Below are 15,510 nucleotides of genomic sequence, written 5' to 3' on the forward strand. Positions count from 1 at the left end.
GTCTGGCGCAGTGTCAGCCGCCCTGGCGTTCCCGGATCTTTTACGCAAGGCCCAGCCCGTGCCGGACGATGCCACCCGCCGCTGATCGCTGCCCATGTCCGGGTGGCAGGACGCGGCACGCCACTGCCTGTCGGATGTGGACATCATCCGGCGATATTCGGGCCCGCGCGCAATCTGCGCCACCCCCCGCATGTCTCCGCCACGGCGGTGGCATGCGCACCAAATCCACTTCCGAACGGCACAGCCTGCGCGCGGCCCTCCGGACTGTCCCTTCCAAAACTCCTCGCGTCGAGACGCGCGGAGGGCTTTCGTGCGTCGTTCTCCCGCGGAACCGGATCACCCGTTCCGGCGTTACAGTCTGAGTTGACGACCGTATCCGCGGCGGTCCGCTTGGCGCGTTCGCTACTTGCCCCTTGCCCTTGCCACCCGCGCCCCGGCTGTGGCACCAGTGCTGCAACCGAAATTCCCTTCCGGAGACCCCTGATGAGCCGAGACGACACCACCGCCCTGATCCGCCGCTATCTCGACGCGTTCAACGCCAAGGATTCCGAAGCCATGCTGGCGTGCCTCAGCGATGACGTGGCGCATGACATCAACCAGGGCGATCGCGAGATCGGCAAGGAAAAATTCCGCTGGTTCAATGGAATGATGAGCCGTCATTACGACGAGGAGCTCGGCGACATCGCCATCATGGTCGATGACAGCGGCAGCCGCGCGGCGGCGGAATTCACCGTGCGCGGGACCTATCTCGCCACCGCCGAGGGCCTGCCGGACGCCAATGGGCAGCGCTATTCGCTGCCGGCGGGGATCTTCTTCGAGATCGATGACCGCCTGATCAGCCGGGTGACAACCAGCTACAATCTCAACCACTGGATCGAGCAGGTCAAAGCCGGCTGAGCCGGCCCGGAGAAAACGCTATGGCAGCGGCTGGAAGGTCGGCTCTGAGTTTTTCCGTGCTGGCAAAGGGCGAGATCGAGGCGGCGCTCGATGACCTGGCGCAGCTCAGAATCTCTGTCTTTGCCGCCTGGCCCTATCTCTATGAGGGCGATGCCGCCTATGAGGCGCGCTATCTGAGCACCTTCGCCGCCTCGCCGGGCGCGGTGGTGGTTGCGGCCCGGGATGATGCCGGCCGCATGGTGGGGGCTGCGACGGCAGCACCTCTTGCCGATCACGCCGATGAGTTTGCCGCGCCCTTCGCCGGTGCCGGGCTTGATCCGAAGGACTTCTTCTACCTGGCGGAATCGGTTCTGTTGCCAGGCTACCGGGGGCAGGGCGCGGGCCGCACGTTTTTCGAAATGCGCGAGGCTGAGGGCCGGGCTCAGGGGTTCGGGCGCGCGGTGTTTGCCTCGGTGATGCGGCCCACCGATCATCCGGCAAGGCCCGACGATTACGTGCCCCTGGACGGGTTCTGGCGTCGCATCGGCTACCGTCCGCTCGAGGGGCTTCAGGCAGAGTTCTCCTGGCGCGACATCGGCAAGACGGCGGAAAGCGTCAAGCGGCTGCAGGTCTGGGGCCGGGATCTCTGAGGCATGCCGCCCGACGCGCGGCGTCGCCGCTTTCGCGGCGCGGATCTTTTCATGAACACAGGATGAATGGCCGGTTCCGCTTCGGTTCAGGCGGGTGGGACTAGTGTGGGGTCAATCGATAGGGACACCCGGCGAACGGGACATCCGATCGGGACAAGTTCGAAGTCATGGACACCCACTCAAGGCATCAAACGCCGCCACATCTGGAGAACAGTCATGAACAGCTTCATCCGCAATGCACTCACCGCCCTCGTTGTCGCCACCGCCGGGCTTGCCGCTTCCGCTCCTGCCGCCACTGCGGGCGGTGTCGGATTCGAATTTTCGTTCGGTGGTCCCGGCGGCGGTGTCGTCATCCGCGACTACGATCGCCGCGGCGGCTGGGACCGGTTCGAGGGGCACCGCGGTCATCGCGATGTCTGCCGTCCGCACCGCGCCGTGCAGAAGGCCCGCCACATGGGCATCCGCCGCGCCGATGTCGTCCGCGCCGGTCACCGCCGCGTCGTCGTTGAGGGCTTCCGCCATCACCGCCCGGTCCGTGTGGTCTTCGCCAACCAGCGCCATTGCCCGGTGATCAAGGTTCGCCGCTAAGCCGCATTTCCATCCAGACCAAGCAAGACCCCGGGGGCGCCTGCCTGCCGGGGTTTTTCATGTCCGCAGCTTGCCTCACCCGGTCCGGGCGGCGACGCGGTGACGGCGGTCTGACAGGTGCTTTCAAACCGGCGGCGGCCCCGCCGGCATGAACCGCGGATTAACGGCTGGTTCCAGTTCGGTTCAGGTCGGCGGGGCTAGTGTCGGATCAATCGAACGGGCAGCCGGTCGAGACAGACACCACCAGCCCCAGGCGCCATGTCGCCCCCAGGAGATACCGTCATGAACCGTTTCATCCGTTCCACGTTTGCCGCTCTCGTTGTCGCCACCGCCGGCATTGCCGCCTCGGCCGCTTCCGCCAATGCAGGCGGCATCGGTTTCGAATTTTCCATCGGCGGACCGGGCGGCGGTATTGCCGTTCGCGATCTTGACCGTCGCGGCAGCCGCGATCATGACCGGCGTGGCGGTCGGGACGGTTTCGGCGGCTACCGCGATGTCTGCCGGCCCGACATCGCTGTCGACAAGGCCCGTGACATGGGCGTCCGCCGCGCCGATGTGGTCCGCGCCGGTGACCGCCGGGTTGTCGTCGAGGGCTTCCGCCATCACCGTCCGGTGCGGGTGGTTTTCGCCAACGAGCGCAACTGCCCGGTGATCGGCTTCCGCCGCTAACGCGGATACGCCGTTTCACGGGCGGTCACGGCCACCGCCTGAAAACCAAACCCCGGGATGTTTCCATCCCGGGGTTTGGTGCTGTTGGTCGTATTCATATCCCCGTCGCGGAAAACCAGGGTAGACTGTGGCTACTGGGCGATTTCCCAGGTGACGTTGACGGTGACGCGATATTCGTTCTCGCCCGAGGCGACGGGCACCTCATCGGCCGCCTTCGACATCATCGCCATTTCGGCGCGGACCATCGGCATCGGCGGCGCGGAACCGGAGTTCTCCGAAATCTGGGTGATGCGGCCCAGACCCACGCCCAGCGCGCCGGTCATCGCCTGGGCCTTGGCCCTGGCATTGGCGACCGCGTCGAGGCGGGCCGCTTCGCGGATCTTGTCCTTGTCATCATTGGTGAAGATGATGTTGCCGCCCTGGTTGACGCCGAGGCTGACGGAGGTGTCGAGAATGGCGCCGAGCCGGCTCAGATCGCGTATGCGCACGGTCAGCGTGTTGTTGACGGTGTAGCCGACGATCCGCGGCTCGCGGGTCTCGCCGTCCCGGTTTTCAGGGTAGACCCATCGCGGCTGGATCGAAAAGCCACCGGTCTGCAGGTCGCGCTCGGCAATGCCCTCGGCCTTCATCGCGGCAAGCACATCGCTCATCGCGGCGTTGTTGGCGTCAAGCGCCTCGCGTGCCGTCTCGGCCTCGCGCAGCACGGTGAGCGAGATCACCGCCATGTCGGGCGCCACCGCCGCCACGCCCTCGCCGGAGACGGAAATCACGCCGGGCTGCGGCGCGCGGACATCATCGGCAAAGGCCGCGGGGGCCGCGGTGAGCATGAGCGCGGAGAGTGCGCCGGCGACAGCCATGCGGCGGCGGGCGTGGAAGGATGAGGTCATGAAAAATCTCCGATCTGGTACCTGATGCATGTTGCGTTCGAATCTACCATTTGTCCGATGACGTCCATGCATCAATTCATAGGGTTGCAACGTGCATTGCGCATCCGGCTGGAAGCGCAAGCGCTGTGATGTCCCGACAGCGAAAGTCATGGCGAGCGAATGTGGACGCATTGCGGCGGCGCTCTGCCGATGGGGAAGGCGGCGCGCCGTCCATGCCCGGTCCTCCCTGCGGCCGCTTGAGGATGTCGTGCCGGCACGTCTTGTCGCCGCATTTGATTTGGGCTAAACCGCCAGCATCCGGACGGCGCATCCGGTCCTGCAAACGGCGGCTTGCTCCGCCCGCAACAGGGTCGATCCAAGGCGCCGCACCCGCAAGGAAGGCCTGTAGCTCAACGGTTAGAGCCGGCGGCTCATAACCGCTTGGTTGGGGGTTCGAATCCCTCCAGGCCTACCAAGTTTTGTCCATCGCTGTAGTTTGTCACCCGGTCCTATAGGAAGGCGGGAAATGGTGGGATTGCGCGGGAAATTGCGGGAATTCTTGTGAATACAGTGGTTTGTGGGAGTGGTTATAGAGTGAGCTGTGGGTGGGATTTGCTGTCTGGTTGGTCCCGGGGGCGGGCTCGTATGTTCGGGGCGCGATTTCAAGATTCTTTCAAATCGGCTTTGAGGGCGGTTTGAGATTTCCAAGAATGCAAATAGAATCTATGTCTCCATGACTTTGAAGGCCTGGTTTTTCAGTCGGCTGCTTGAATTCAAGCGATGGCAAACTCCAAACGGGACTGAGAAGGTGACTTCATAATCCGTTTAATCCGTGCTCATGGTCAGACGTGAACTGTGTAAGTTGGCAAATCATGGTGTTAGCTTTTCCAGGTTCGCGATGCGTCGGTCCATGACGTGGTCCTGCAAGTTGGAAGCGCCGACTGCGCCATAGAGCATAGCGTTCTTAAACATCATCGTCTCATAAATGGAGGGCTATGTTCCCGGAAAACTCCAAAGTCCGGCGGTCCAGCATTCGGGGCAGGCTCAACACCCTTGGAAGTTCCTGTTCGAGGCGATCCAAAGACGGGGAACACTTCAACCCGATTTTGCAGATTCTGGAGAATGCCGATTTGTTGCAAGTTGACATAAGTATTTTTTTGCCCAACTATTATTGCGTTTCAATAATTGGAGATTGTAGCATGGATGACGCAGACATAGTTGGCACCTCAGATGGTAAAAAATTCACATTCGACCAAGCCGAAATTGAAGAGCTACAGAAAATATTTGATGCTCAAGAGAATAGTGATGGCGACAAAGGGCGAAAAGACTATTGTTGTCGATGGCATGACGGAAGTAAGAGGGCGGTTCGTGCGAGTAATTCAGTCAGTGCAATGTTGAAGTGTCAAAAGCATAAGCCGGGTAAGCCCGTAAGTGTATCACGAGGAAATTGCTAAGAGTGGGGATATTTACATGTTAGCATCAGTAGATCTAATCGTAAGAAATAGTGCACCTGGTTTCAAAAAATTTGATTTGTCAGTAGCCAAGGAAATTATAGACGAACTTGCTGACGCAGAAAAAAGGGAGGCGTTCAAAAAAGACCCGCAGTCTTATATGATTAGCAATTTGATTTCTGAAGGACAGGAGGTTCCTGATGGTTTCCATGTCCATTGGTTAGATGGCAATATGCTCGTTCCTACCGAAGACGATAAGGACGAAGTTGCGACACGCCTCGTATTTCAAATGTCTCCCGGGAAAGACCCTATTCTCATGGAGTCAAATGGTGTCGTCGCAAAGGGTGGATGTACCCTATGCTTATTATGCCTAATCATCTTGTTTTAGGTGTCATCTGTGATGTACATGGCTGAATAACTCCGAGTTTTCTCGCCCCTCGGTCCTCGCTTTCGGCTGTAGTTCGAACTCGACGTGAGACAGCATCCAGTTCCATATATCCATCTTATGCGATGGCTGCGGCGCCCATGTCCCAAACCCCTTCACCCCCTCCGCCGCCATTCCCCGGGCGTCATGCCGTGGCGGGTGCGGAAGGTGCGGGTGAAGTGGGAGGGGTCGGTGAAGCCGGCCTCGATGGCGATGGTGGCGAGCGGCAGATGCGCGGAGCCGGGGTGGCGCAGCATGCGGGTTGCGGCGTTCAGGCGCTGGTTGATCAGGTACGTGCCGAAACTGTCCTCGTCACCTGAAAACAGGCGATGGATGTAGCGTTCCGACAGTCCGGCCTCGGCGGCGCAGGCCGCAACCGAATAGCCCGGCGTGGTGCAGCGGGCGCGGATGATGCGCTTGATTCTGAGCAAGTGCGCCGCACTGCGGGGGCTGTCGTCGGGCCGGGCGCTTTTCCAGGTGGTGGGTGAGCGGCCGGGCAGACTGTCCGGACCGGACACCGGGCGGCCTGCCAGCTCCACCAGCGAGGCAATCAGCATCTGCAGGTCTTCAAGATCGGTATGCGCGCCCGCGGCAGCCGTTTCCACCAGCGTCTGCATGGCTTCCGCGATCAGCCGGCCATAGACCGGGTGGCGTGACACAAGCTCCGGCGTTCTGCCGGGTCCGCCTGCCGTGCCCGTCGCCATGGCCTGCTTGGGCAGCATCAGAGAGGCAACCTTCAGCTCGGGAAAGCGTTCGTGGTGCAGGCTGAAAACGCGGGCGCTGTCGAACAGGCCGACATCGCCGGGGCCGAGCAGGATGTCGGCACCGTTCTGCGCGATCCGGCACTCGCCGGAAATCTGCAGATTGAGATAGTAGCAATCCTCGGCGGAGGCGGCGATCTCGGCGGCCCCCTTCTGCACCAGGTGCGACTGCGCGGTGACGAGGTTGAGGGTGCCCGCGCCGATGCCATAGGCATAATGGGTGGCGCGGAAGCTGTGCCGGAGCGACCGGTCGAGCTCGGGCCTGAGCGGCATGAAGGCCGAGCAGATGCCCTCGCGGTAGTAGTCGAAAGCGTCGCTGGCGGCGACTTCCGAGGTGCGCCAGATGCGCGGCCCGGCGGGCTGTGCAGTCTCAGACCATGTCTGTTCACCCTGGTCCATTGTCGCGATTTTCCCGCCTGTCTAGCGTCGTGATCCTAACGCCAAAGGGAGGATTTTGAAATGGCAACCTATGTTCTGGTTCACGGCGCGTGGCACACCGGAGAGCTGTACGAGGATGTGGCGGCGCCGATCCGGGCGGCAGGCCACGAGGTGCATTGCCCGACGCTTGCCGGCAACCGGCCGGGCGACGCGCGCACGCTGGGGCTCGATGCGGCGATCGCGTCGCTGGTCACCTATCTCGAGGACAATGACCTCACTGACATCGTTCTGCTCGGCCATTCCTATGGCGGCATGGTGATCACCGGGGCCGCCGACCGCGTGCCCGGCCGCATCCGGCGGCTGGTTTACTGGAACGCCTTCGTGCCCAATGACGGCGAATGCCTCAACGACATGGTGCCCGCGCATTATGTCGGGCTGTTCGACGCGGTGAGTTCGGAAAGCTCCGACAACAGCGTGATGCTGCCCTATCCGATCTGGCGCGAAGCCTTCATGAACGATGCCAGCGGCGAGGAGGCCGAAGCCGCCTTCAACAGGCTCAACCCGCATCCCTATGCGACCTTCACCGACAGGATCGGGCTCAAGAAAAACCCGGCCGAGATGGAGATCGCCAAATCCTACATCAACTGCACCGAGGACACGGCGCTGCCGCAGAGCCTTGGCTGGCATCCGCGGCTGTCGGAAAAACTCGGGCTGTTCCGGCTGGTGCAGATCCCCGGCAGCCACGAGCTCTGCTTCACCGATCCGGCAGCACTTGCGGCAGCCATCCTGCAAGCGGGACGGGACTGAGGGCCTTGTATCGTTATTGACCCCGCTCCGGAGCGGGGTCAGTCCTGCCGCACTGAAATTGGGGGGTGCGGCAGGTGGCAGGCCACGGCAAAGGCCGCGTCCGAACAGCGGGGCCCGTTGTGGGGTTCAAGCCTGTTTCGCCGCGTCGAAGGGCACGACCGTGTCCTGTTCCTGTTGCTGGCCCGGGCACGGGCCCCGGTGGACGCAGACGCGGTTCCGGCCGCCCTTCTTGGCTTTGTAGAGAGCGGCGTCCGCGGCGGCGAGCATGGCTTCGCGGGTTTCAGGGGTGCCAGCCCGGCTTGAGACAAGGCCGATGCTGATCGTCTGCCGCGGCGGCGCACTGGGCAGGCTGTCAAGCGAAGTCAGCCTGACGGCCAGGCAGATGCGTTCGGCTATGGCGATTGCCATGTCCGGCGCCTCACCCCGCACGATGACTACGAACTCCTCGCCACCGTAGCGGGCGACGAGGCTGTCCCTGCCGGCCAGGCTGCTGCCGATCGCCCGCGCGATGAGTTGCAGGCATTCGTCTCCGGACTGGTGGCCGTAGGTGTCGTTGAAGGCCTTGAAATGATCGACATCGATCATCATCAACGAGATCGTCGAACCCGTATCATTGCTGGCAGCCAGGCTCTCGGCAAGCGCAAGATCGAACTTGCGCCGGTTGGCGAGGCCGGTCAGCGGATCCTCATAGGCCTTGGTCGCAAGTCTTTCGTTGGCGATGCGGAGCAATTCGTTCTTTTCGGTGATCTCCCTGAAGAGCCGCTCGGCGGTCTGTTCTGCATTGAGCTGACGCAGCCGGTTGTCCACCATCTGCTGGATGAACGATGCGAGAAAGGTGAAATACAGCAGGAAAGCGGGAACGTAGATGTAATTGCCCTCGGCAAAGGCTCCGATGCTCATCTGGCCGATGACCAGGGAGATGTTGATGAGTGCCGTTCCCGGCGTCATGTAGGCCCTGCCGGCGGCCCCCTGCAGGATCGCACAGGCAATGCCCATGGTGATGGCCTGGGTTTCCGCCGATGTGCCGTAAAGCAGAAGCGCACCGGACAGGCCCCAGCCAAAGCCCGAGAGCAGCGAGCCGAAGACAAAAAGCCGGACCCATTTTTCTCCCACATCCTCTGAGCTGCGGGCGCGGAAATGGTGTTCCATCCAGACACGGAACATCATGCATGCCAGCACAATCAGCGTCGCCACGGCGCCGGTCCAGACTGCGCCTGACAAGGCGGCGCTGAGGCCGGCGAAGCTGAAGCCGATCGTTGCGGTGAGATGGGGCTTGCTGCTGTAGAGTTCGCGGACCGTTTCCTTGATCTGCTGCTTCGACGCGATGTCATATCCGACGAAGACGAAGGGGTTCCACAGGGCAAAAAAACGCATAAGGCTACCTTTTTGGGCGTCTTTGCGCCAAGTTCAACCTGTTGAAACGACCCGGCCGGCAGATGACCCGACCAGGTTTCAGCAATTCTTTTATAAGTCTTTTGTAAACAATGTGTTGCCTCGCTCTCTGCCTGTTCTTCGCAGCGCAGTCTAACTGGGAAGCGAGCGCTCTCCCCAAGACCTTGCCCAAGACCTTGGCGCGGCTGATTTGTGAAAGCGGCGTGATGGTCCTACACTTGCTCCCGTCAAGATCGAGTATTCCTCAAAAGGAGTTCGAGCATGGTGAAATCAACTTCAAACGGGACCGCCAAGCCTGCAAATGCCGAAAGCAAGGTCGAGCGGTCGCGCCTGGTCCTGCTCGGGGCATTGGCGGCAACGGCTGTGACGGCAGTCGGATGTGGAGGCGGTGGTTCAAGCGGCAGATATCTGGGTGATGGTGACTGATTCCGGCTTGCGGCGGAACGCTCCCAACAGTGCATCGCTGATGCGGGGCAGGAATTGGGTGGCCTGACAGGTTGCAAGGCGCGGTGGCTTGCTGTCAGACCGGCTGTGTCTCCTGTGCCTGATCTGCTGTGTGCTGCCGGCTACCCGATCCCGTTTGCCCTGGCGACGAAATCGGCCAGATGCGGCAGATAGTCTTCCGGCCCGTCGCCGCCCGTGTTGACGGCGGTGGCGAAGGAATTCTTGATGGCGCTTGCCATCGGCGTGGCGACGGTGGCCGCATTGGCCATGGATTCGACGTAGCGGATGTCCTTGTAGGCGTTGGTCAGGGTGAACTTGTGGGATTCCCGGTTGCCCTCCAGCGCGTAGCCCATGAAGGTCTGGTAGAAGCCGCAATCCATCCGGCCGCCGCGGATCACCTTGTCGAACTCGGCAATCGGGATGCCGACCTTCTGCGACATGGCCAGCGCTTCCGAATAGATCGCCGCGTAGCCGAGAGAGATGAAGTTGTTGAGCAGCTTCATCCGGTGGCCATCGCCGAGACCGCCGACGCGGACAATCTTGGCGGCCCAGGTGGCAATCACCGGTTCGACGCGGGCAAAGGTCGCTTCATCGGCGCCGACCATGCAGTCGAGCGTGCCTTCCCAGGCTTCCTTCGGCGTGCGGCTGAGCGGGGCGTCGGCAAAGGCAACGCCGATTTCGGCCAGCTCCGCTGCCAGCCGCTCGGTCACTGTCGGATCGCTGGTCGAGCAATCGACAATGACGCTGCCCTTGGCCAGGCCCGGCTTCAGCGCTGCGACCGCTTCTGCGACCTGCGGCGATCCCGTCAGGCAGAGGAAGATGACGGAGCAGGCGCTTGCCAGTTCCTGCATCGACTTCGCCTCGGTGGCGCCGCGCGAAACCAGATCCTCGACAGGGGCGCGGTTGCGGTGGGCGATCACCGTCAGCGGGTAGCCCTTCTCGACAATGTTCTTCGCCATGCCGTGGCCCATCAGGCCGACGCCGACAAAGCCGGTTTTCTCTTCTGTCCGCGTCATGTCCGGTCTCCGGTGGTGGCATCAAATAAGTAAGCAGAAACTTACAATCAATCCGCTGCTCCGACTTTTGCAGCTTGCCGGCGCGGATGCAAGCACGGGTGGTGGGTGATGCTGCGACTGTCCGGCGGGTCTCGTGTTTGCGTGGGAAGTTGATGGCGGCGGGTCGCCATTCGCACCACTTGGTGCTTTTATACGGGCCTGCCCGGATTCGCACGCGGGACCGGCTCTCCGGTTCCCGGATGCCCTTCAGAAGGATATGCCGTGAGACGACAATTTGGTGAAACCCGCTCGGTTGTCGGGCGGCGGCATGCGCTGATCTCGGCCGACAGCCACGAAGTCACGCCGATGCCGGGCTGGCCGGGGGCGCGGATCGTGGTGGTGATCTCGCCGCATATGGGGGCGCGGTTCGTGCAGTTTTTCGCCGGCATGCCCGAAGGTGCCGCGGCGCAGGCGCCGGGGGAAGGTGTCGAGCGGTTCGTGTTCGTGCTCGAAGGGGCGGTCACGCTCACTCTCGGTGGTGAGGCGCACCGGCTCGAGGCGGAGGACTACGCGCTGGTTCCCGCCGGGACGGCACACGAGATCGAAGCCGTGAGTGCTGCGCGGCTGATGGTGCTGGAAAAGATGTTCGTGCCGCTCGAAGGTGCTGCGCATCCGGACCTCGTCATCGGCTCGGTGGGAAAGCAGCCATCGAGGCCGATGTCGGAGGACGGCCTGCTTTCGGTGCGCAAGCTCATCCCGGTGGATGAGCGGTTTGACTGCGAGATCAACGTGATGGAGTTCCAGCCGGGCGGCAGCCTGGCTTACGTGGAGACGCATTTTGTCGAGCACGGCCTGGTGATGCTCGATGGTGGCGGTGTCTACAGGCTTGATGACGACTGGTTTCCGGTGGCGGCGGGTGACGTGATCTGGATGGGTCCCTATTGCCCGCAATGGTTCGGGGCGCTGGGCGCCACGCCTGCGCGCTACCTGATCTACAAGAACTGGAACCGGGATCCGCTGGACGGTTGATACCGGGAACCGGTGACCGGTCGTGGATGGAAGATTGAACAGGCGAGGGTGGAAGCGAAATGAGGTACAAGCAGCTTGGCCGGACAGGCGTTCAGGTGTCGCAACTGTGCTTTGGCACGATGTCGTTCGGCGGCGATGCCGACGCCGGGGAATCGGGGCGGATGTTTGCCGCCTGCCGCGAGGCCGGGATCAATTTCTTCGATTGCGCCAATGTCTATTCCGACGGGGCGGCGGAAACCATTCTCGGCAAGCTGATCAAGGGCACACGCGACGAGCTGGTGATCACCTCGAAATGCTTTGGCGCGATGGGGGGTGACATCAATGCCCGCGGCGCCAGCCGGCGCAACATCCTGCAGTCGGTGGAGGCAAGCCTCAAGCGGCTTGGCACCGACCGGCTCGACGTTTTGTTCATGCATCACTGGGATGCCACGGTGCCGCTCGAGGAAACCTTGAGGGCGCTCGAGCAACTCGTGGCGGACGGCAAGGTGCTCTATCTCGGCGCCAGCAATTACGCGGCCTGGCAGATCGCCAGGGGGCTGGGGATTTCGGAAAAGCACGGCTGGCCGCGGTTTGATGTGCTGCAGCCGATGTATTCGCTGGTCAAGCGGCAGGCCGAGGTCGAGATCTTTCCGCTGGCAATGGCGGAGGAGCTTGGGGTGATCAGCTATTCGGCGGTGGCGGCAGGGCTGTTGAGCGGCAAGTACGGCAAGGGCCGGCGGCCCGACGTCGGGCGAGTCGTCAGCAACGACAAATATGCGACCCGCTACAGCGAGGCGTGGTTTGTCGACACGGCGGAGGCGTTCACCAGCCTGGCGGACGAGCTCGGCGTGCATCCGGTCTCGCTGGCGGTCGCCTGGGCCGGCGCGCATCCGGCGGTGACCAGCCCGATCTTCGGTGCGCGCACTGTGGAGCAGCTGCAGCCGTCGCTGGCCTCGGTCGAGGTCGAGATGACGCCGGAGCTGCATGCCCGGATCGCCGCGCTGTCACGGACGCCGCCGCCGGCAACCGACCGGCTGGAGGAACAGGTCGGGCGGTAGCTAGTTCAGGAAAGGCCCGCGCCGGAGAGCATCCGGCGCGGGCGCTTTCATCATGCAGCAGATCAGGGCCGGATCAGGACCTTGCCCGATTTGCCCGGGGTCAGCGAGGCCTTGACCGCGTCAGTGACGTTGTCGAGGCTGAACTCTCCGCCCGAGGGCAGCTTCATCTTGCCGTGGGCAGCGAGTGTGACCAGTTCGGTGATCAGGCGGACCTTTTCGTCGGCGGCCATCTCGCTTGAGACGCGGGAACCCCAGAAACCCTTGACGGTCAGGTGGTTGGTGATCATCGAGCCGGCGCGCAGTTCGAGCGGCTGGCCTGTGGCGGTGCCGAAGACCACCAGCAGGCCACTCACGCCGAGCAGGTCGGCGATGTCGGCGACGATCGGTCCACCGACGGAATCGATAGCGGCCTGGGCGCCGTCCTTGCCGACGATCTCGCGGGCGCGCTTGCGCCAGCCGTCCTGATCGGTCGACAGCACGTTTTCCATGCCTAGCGCTTCGAGTTCGGCGACGGCTTCAGCGCGGCGCACCAGATTGACGGTGGTGATGCCGCGGGCGCGGGCGAGATCGGCAAAGATCTTGCCAACGGCGCCGTTGGCGGCGGTCTGGATGACCGTGTCACCTTCCTTCACCTCAAGGAATTCCAGCAGCGAGATGGCGCTGAACGGCATGGCGATCAGCTGCGCGCCGGCCTCGTCGGAAATCACGTCCGGCAGCGGCAGCACGCCGGCGGCGGAGGCGGTGAAATACTCGGCCCAGGTGCCGATCTTGCCGGCATTGACGACGCGCTTGCCGATCATGGCCGCATCGACGCCTTCGCCGACCGCCTCTATCATGCCAACCGCCTCGGAGCCGCCCAGCGCCGGCAGCTCGGGCTTGTAGCCATAGGTGCCGCGGATGGTCCAGAGGTCGTGATTGTGGATCGGCGACAGGATGGTGCGGATCAGGACTTCGCCGGGTTTGGGCTCGGGACGGGGCACATCCTTGACGATCAGGACCTCGGCGGGCTCGCCGAATTGCGTGTAGGTTGCAGCTTTCATGACAAATTCCTTTGGTTTGCCTGCTTCGTGCAGGATTCCGCGATGGAAAGAAGATGGGGCTTCAGGCGAAGAACCGGCGCCTGGTGTCGGCGAGCGCCTGTTCAAGCGGTTCGGGCCGCCGCGAGAGCTTGGCTATGATCGCGGCTCCCAGCCACTGGCTGTAGAGCAGGGCGGCGGCCGTCTCGGGGTCCGGTTGCGGGATGACCGAGCCGTCCCCGGCGCCCTCGCGCAACAGGATCGCAAGCCGGCCGCAGACGGCGGCGACGCCCTCGTCGAGGATCTTGCGCATGTTCTCCGACAGGTCGGCAATCTCGGCGGCAAGCTTGACCACCAGGCAGCGGTCGGCCATCGATCCGGCATCGCCTGCAAGTGCTGCGCTGAAAAAACTGTCGAGACGTTCGGCAGCGGGTTGCGGACGGGCGATGATGGCGTCGAGGGCTGCAAGGTAGTCCTCGACATAGGCGTGGAGCATGTCGCAGCCGAAGGCCTCCTTGGAGCCGAAGTAGTGGTAGAACGACCCCTTGGGCACGCCGGAGGCGGTGAGCAGCTCGGTCAGTCCGAGGCCGCCGAAACCCTGGGCGAGCACCAGGGCGCGGCCTTGCGAGAGGATGCGCGAGCGGGTCAGGTCTGATTTCTTCGGTGCGTTCATGATGGCGACATAGGCAAAAATAGACCGGTCGTCTAGTCACGATGGCGTGAGATTTCGAGGAACGGTTTTCGTGGTTGCAGGCTGTCGTCCGATTGGGCTGCCCGGGGGCCGATCTGTCCCGGCCAGCGCTTTGCCCGAGGGCCTGCTTGGTGAGGAGACGGTCAACGCTGCACCCGGTTTCGGCTTCGCTTGCCTCGCCAAGCACCGGTTCCGGTCGGTTCGACGCGCAGGCGTGCTGAGTAAAGTTCTAGAGGCGCTTGCTCCGCTGTTGAATGGTTGGCTGCCGTGCATGGGCCCCGAAAAAGTTTTCTCAAAAGCTCAACTTATTGCCTGGCGGTCGGTTGACAGGATTTCGGGGGCTGAATAAACATGATCGCAACTGTCATGTTTACATTTTCAAACCCAGGGAGGTTCCCAATGGCCATTTCGGCACCGCGCATGATCGCGCTTCTTGCTTCCGTCGCAACCTTTGCAGCGTTCGCTGCACCGGCCCAGGCTGATGATGTCGTCAACATCTATTCGTCGCGTCACTATGACACCGACGAGCGGCTCTACAGCGATTTCACCGAAGCCACCGGCATCGAGATCAACCTGATCGAGGGCAAGGAAGACGAACTGATCGAGCGGATGAAGGCCGAGGGCGCCAACAGCCCGGCGGACGTGTTCATCACCGCCGATGCGGGCCGGTTGTGGCGCGCCGACGAGGCCGGCCTGTTCCAGGCGGTGGATTCCGAAGTGCTGGAAGACCGCATTCCCGACAGCCTGCGCCATCCCGACGGCCACTGGTTCGGCATTTCCAAGCGCGCCCGGGTGATCTTCTACGACAAGGACAAGGTGAGCGAGCCGCCGCAGACCTATGCGGCGTTGGCCGATCCGAAATACAAGGGCCTGGTCTGCACCCGTACCGGCTCCAACATCTACATGCTGTCGCTGATGGGGGCCTATATCGCGCACAATGGCGAGGAGGCCGCGAAGACCTGGGCGCAGGGACTGAAGGACAATCTGGCGCGCGACCCGCAGGGCGGTGACACCGACCAGCTCAAGGGCATCGTCTCGGGCGAATGCGCCATTGCGGTCGCCAACACCTACTACTTTGCCCGTGGCGTCGCCGGCCAGGTCGACGGGCTGACCGAGGGCATCGACAAGATCGGCATCGTCTTCCCCGACCAGGGCGGCAACGGCACCCATGTCAACATTTCCGGCGCCGGCGTGGCTGCGAATGCGCCCAACCGCGACAACGCGGTCAAGCTGCTCGAATACTTCACCTCGGACTCCGCGCAGTCCTATTTCGCCAACGGCAACAACGAATATCCGGCGGTGCCGTCGGTGGCGGCCTCCTCGGTGGTCGAGGGCCTGGGCGAGTTTACCGCCGACACGCTGAACCTGAACGAGCTCGGCAAGAATCAGGCCCGCGCCCAGGAAATCTACAACGAGGTCGGCTACAAGTAAGCCCG

Annotated in this window: 17 protein-coding genes and 1 tRNA gene; 12 read left to right on the forward strand and 6 right to left on the reverse strand. The window is 62.8% G+C overall.

Annotation, left to right across the window (positions count from 1 at the left end; translation table 11 throughout):
• Window positions 1-483: 483 nt before the first annotated feature.
• From GTW23_RS03155 to GTW23_RS03170, 4 genes are all read left to right on the forward strand, one after another.
• Complete coding sequence (locus GTW23_RS03155) at window positions 484-897, forward strand: ketosteroid isomerase-related protein (protein ID WP_152007810.1); 414 nt, start codon at window positions 484-486, stop codon at window positions 895-897.
• Window positions 898-917: 20 nt separating this feature from the next.
• A complete protein-coding gene (locus tag GTW23_RS03160) occupies window positions 918-1,526 on the forward strand; it encodes a GNAT family N-acetyltransferase (protein WP_252914583.1) in 609 nt (202 codons plus the stop codon).
• Between the two features lie 216 nt (window positions 1,527-1,742).
• Complete coding sequence (locus GTW23_RS03165; protein ID WP_252914584.1) at window positions 1,743-2,114, forward strand: hypothetical protein; 372 nt, start codon at window positions 1,743-1,745, stop codon at window positions 2,112-2,114.
• A 282-nt stretch (window positions 2,115-2,396) separates the two neighbouring features.
• Window positions 2,397-2,783: a hypothetical protein gene (locus GTW23_RS03170; protein ID WP_252914585.1), complete on the forward strand. Its 387-nt coding sequence runs from the start codon at window positions 2,397-2,399 to the stop codon at window positions 2,781-2,783.
• Between the two features lie 131 nt (window positions 2,784-2,914).
• On the opposite strand, the gene GTW23_RS03175 is transcribed toward GTW23_RS03170, so the two are convergent.
• The gene (locus GTW23_RS03175) at window positions 2,915-3,670 is read right to left on the reverse strand and encodes an SIMPL domain-containing protein (RefSeq protein ID WP_252914586.1); all 756 of its coding nucleotides are present in this window, start codon (window positions 3,668-3,670) and stop codon (window positions 2,915-2,917) included.
• Between the two features lie 378 nt (window positions 3,671-4,048).
• Between GTW23_RS03175 and GTW23_RS03180 the strand changes: the two genes are divergently transcribed.
• The 3 genes from GTW23_RS03180 to GTW23_RS03190 all read left to right on the forward strand — a co-directional run bounded on the left by GTW23_RS03180 (window position 4,049) and on the right by GTW23_RS03190 (window position 5,488).
• Window positions 4,049-4,124, forward strand: a tRNA-Ile gene (locus tag GTW23_RS03180).
• 724 nt (window positions 4,125-4,848) lie between these two features.
• Window positions 4,849-5,103: a hypothetical protein gene (locus GTW23_RS03185; RefSeq protein ID WP_252914587.1), complete on the forward strand. Its 255-nt coding sequence runs from the start codon at window positions 4,849-4,851 to the stop codon at window positions 5,101-5,103.
• Window positions 5,104-5,119: 16 nt separating this feature from the next.
• Window positions 5,120-5,488, forward strand: a complete 369-nt coding sequence (locus GTW23_RS03190; protein ID WP_252914588.1) for a hypothetical protein — start codon at window positions 5,120-5,122, stop codon at window positions 5,486-5,488.
• A gap of 152 nt (window positions 5,489-5,640) precedes the next feature.
• Here GTW23_RS03190 and GTW23_RS03195 read toward each other — a convergent pair whose 3' ends face one another.
• Window positions 5,641-6,684 carry a helix-turn-helix domain-containing protein gene (locus tag GTW23_RS03195; protein ID WP_252914589.1) on the reverse strand — a complete coding sequence of 348 codons (1,044 nt, stop codon included), beginning with the start codon at window positions 6,682-6,684 and terminating at the stop codon, window positions 5,641-5,643.
• A 60-nt stretch (window positions 6,685-6,744) separates the two neighbouring features.
• Here GTW23_RS03195 and GTW23_RS03200 point away from each other — a divergent pair, with 60 nt between their 5' ends.
• A complete protein-coding gene (locus tag GTW23_RS03200; protein WP_252914590.1) occupies window positions 6,745-7,470 on the forward strand; it encodes an alpha/beta hydrolase in 726 nt (241 codons plus the stop codon).
• A 126-nt stretch (window positions 7,471-7,596) separates the two neighbouring features.
• On the opposite strand, the gene GTW23_RS03205 is transcribed toward GTW23_RS03200, so the two are convergent.
• Window positions 7,597-8,844, reverse strand: a complete 1,248-nt coding sequence (locus GTW23_RS03205; protein ID WP_252914591.1) for a GGDEF domain-containing protein — start codon at window positions 8,842-8,844, stop codon at window positions 7,597-7,599.
• Window positions 8,845-9,123: 279 nt separating this feature from the next.
• Between GTW23_RS03205 and GTW23_RS03210 the strand changes: the two genes are divergently transcribed.
• Window positions 9,124-9,288: a hypothetical protein gene (locus tag GTW23_RS03210; RefSeq protein WP_193217195.1), complete on the forward strand. Its 165-nt coding sequence runs from the start codon at window positions 9,124-9,126 to the stop codon at window positions 9,286-9,288.
• Between the two features lie 140 nt (window positions 9,289-9,428).
• On the opposite strand, the gene GTW23_RS03215 is transcribed toward GTW23_RS03210, so the two are convergent.
• Window positions 9,429-10,322: an NAD(P)-dependent oxidoreductase gene (locus tag GTW23_RS03215; RefSeq protein ID WP_252914592.1), complete on the reverse strand. Its 894-nt coding sequence runs from the start codon at window positions 10,320-10,322 to the stop codon at window positions 9,429-9,431.
• Between the two features lie 261 nt (window positions 10,323-10,583).
• Between GTW23_RS03215 and allE the strand changes: the two genes are divergently transcribed.
• A complete protein-coding gene (gene allE, locus GTW23_RS03220) occupies window positions 10,584-11,330 on the forward strand; it encodes a (S)-ureidoglycine aminohydrolase (RefSeq protein ID WP_252914593.1) in 747 nt (248 codons plus the stop codon).
• A 59-nt stretch (window positions 11,331-11,389) separates the two neighbouring features.
• Window positions 11,390-12,367: an aldo/keto reductase gene (locus tag GTW23_RS03225; RefSeq protein WP_252914594.1), complete on the forward strand. Its 978-nt coding sequence runs from the start codon at window positions 11,390-11,392 to the stop codon at window positions 12,365-12,367.
• 62 nt (window positions 12,368-12,429) lie between these two features.
• Here the strand turns inward: GTW23_RS03225 and GTW23_RS03230 are convergent, their stop codons facing one another.
• Entirely contained in the window at window positions 12,430-13,407 is a 978-nt protein-coding gene (locus GTW23_RS03230) for a zinc-binding dehydrogenase (RefSeq protein WP_252914595.1), read from the reverse strand.
• Between the two features lie 61 nt (window positions 13,408-13,468).
• Window positions 13,469-14,056: a TetR/AcrR family transcriptional regulator gene (locus GTW23_RS03235; protein WP_252914596.1), complete on the reverse strand. Its 588-nt coding sequence runs from the start codon at window positions 14,054-14,056 to the stop codon at window positions 13,469-13,471.
• A 417-nt stretch (window positions 14,057-14,473) separates the two neighbouring features.
• On the opposite strand from GTW23_RS03235, the gene GTW23_RS03240 reads away from it, so the two are divergent.
• Window positions 14,474-15,505: a Fe(3+) ABC transporter substrate-binding protein gene (locus GTW23_RS03240; RefSeq protein ID WP_252914597.1), complete on the forward strand. Its 1,032-nt coding sequence runs from the start codon at window positions 14,474-14,476 to the stop codon at window positions 15,503-15,505.
• Window positions 15,506-15,510 lie beyond the last annotated feature (5 nt).

The sequence above is a fragment of the Parahoeflea alexandrii genome (assembly GCF_024105735.1).
Classification (GTDB): Bacteria; Pseudomonadota; Alphaproteobacteria; order Rhizobiales; family Rhizobiaceae; genus Hoeflea; species Hoeflea alexandrii.

Excerpts from the sequence above, each read along its gene's own strand:
- GTW23_RS03155 (WP_152007810.1), top strand. The coding sequence starts at position 484 with ATGAGCCGAGACGACACCACCGCCCTGATCCGCCGCTATCTCGACGCG.
- GTW23_RS03160 (WP_252914583.1), top strand. The coding sequence starts at position 918 with ATGGCAGCGGCTGGAAGGTCGGCTCTGAGTTTTTCCGTGCTGGCAAAG.
- GTW23_RS03165 (WP_252914584.1), top strand. The coding sequence starts at position 1,743 with ATGAACAGCTTCATCCGCAATGCACTCACCGCCCTCGTTGTCGCCACC.
- GTW23_RS03170 (WP_252914585.1), top strand. The coding sequence starts at position 2,397 with ATGAACCGTTTCATCCGTTCCACGTTTGCCGCTCTCGTTGTCGCCACC.
- GTW23_RS03175 (WP_252914586.1), bottom strand. The coding sequence starts at position 3,670 with ATGACCTCATCCTTCCACGCCCGCCGCCGCATGGCTGTCGCCGGCGCA.
- GTW23_RS03185 (WP_252914587.1), top strand. The coding sequence starts at position 4,849 with ATGGATGACGCAGACATAGTTGGCACCTCAGATGGTAAAAAATTCACA.
- GTW23_RS03190 (WP_252914588.1), top strand. The coding sequence starts at position 5,120 with ATGTTAGCATCAGTAGATCTAATCGTAAGAAATAGTGCACCTGGTTTC.
- GTW23_RS03195 (WP_252914589.1), bottom strand. The coding sequence starts at position 6,684 with ATGGACCAGGGTGAACAGACATGGTCTGAGACTGCACAGCCCGCCGGG.
- GTW23_RS03200 (WP_252914590.1), top strand. The coding sequence starts at position 6,745 with ATGGCAACCTATGTTCTGGTTCACGGCGCGTGGCACACCGGAGAGCTG.
- GTW23_RS03205 (WP_252914591.1), bottom strand. The coding sequence starts at position 8,844 with ATGCGTTTTTTTGCCCTGTGGAACCCCTTCGTCTTCGTCGGATATGAC.
- GTW23_RS03210 (WP_193217195.1), top strand. The coding sequence starts at position 9,124 with ATGGTGAAATCAACTTCAAACGGGACCGCCAAGCCTGCAAATGCCGAA.
- GTW23_RS03215 (WP_252914592.1), bottom strand. The coding sequence starts at position 10,322 with ATGACGCGGACAGAAGAGAAAACCGGCTTTGTCGGCGTCGGCCTGATG.
- GTW23_RS03225 (WP_252914594.1), top strand. The coding sequence starts at position 11,390 with ATGAGGTACAAGCAGCTTGGCCGGACAGGCGTTCAGGTGTCGCAACTG.
- GTW23_RS03230 (WP_252914595.1), bottom strand. The coding sequence starts at position 13,407 with ATGAAAGCTGCAACCTACACGCAATTCGGCGAGCCCGCCGAGGTCCTG.
- GTW23_RS03235 (WP_252914596.1), bottom strand. The coding sequence starts at position 14,056 with ATGAACGCACCGAAGAAATCAGACCTGACCCGCTCGCGCATCCTCTCG.
- GTW23_RS03240 (WP_252914597.1), top strand. The coding sequence starts at position 14,474 with ATGGCCATTTCGGCACCGCGCATGATCGCGCTTCTTGCTTCCGTCGCA.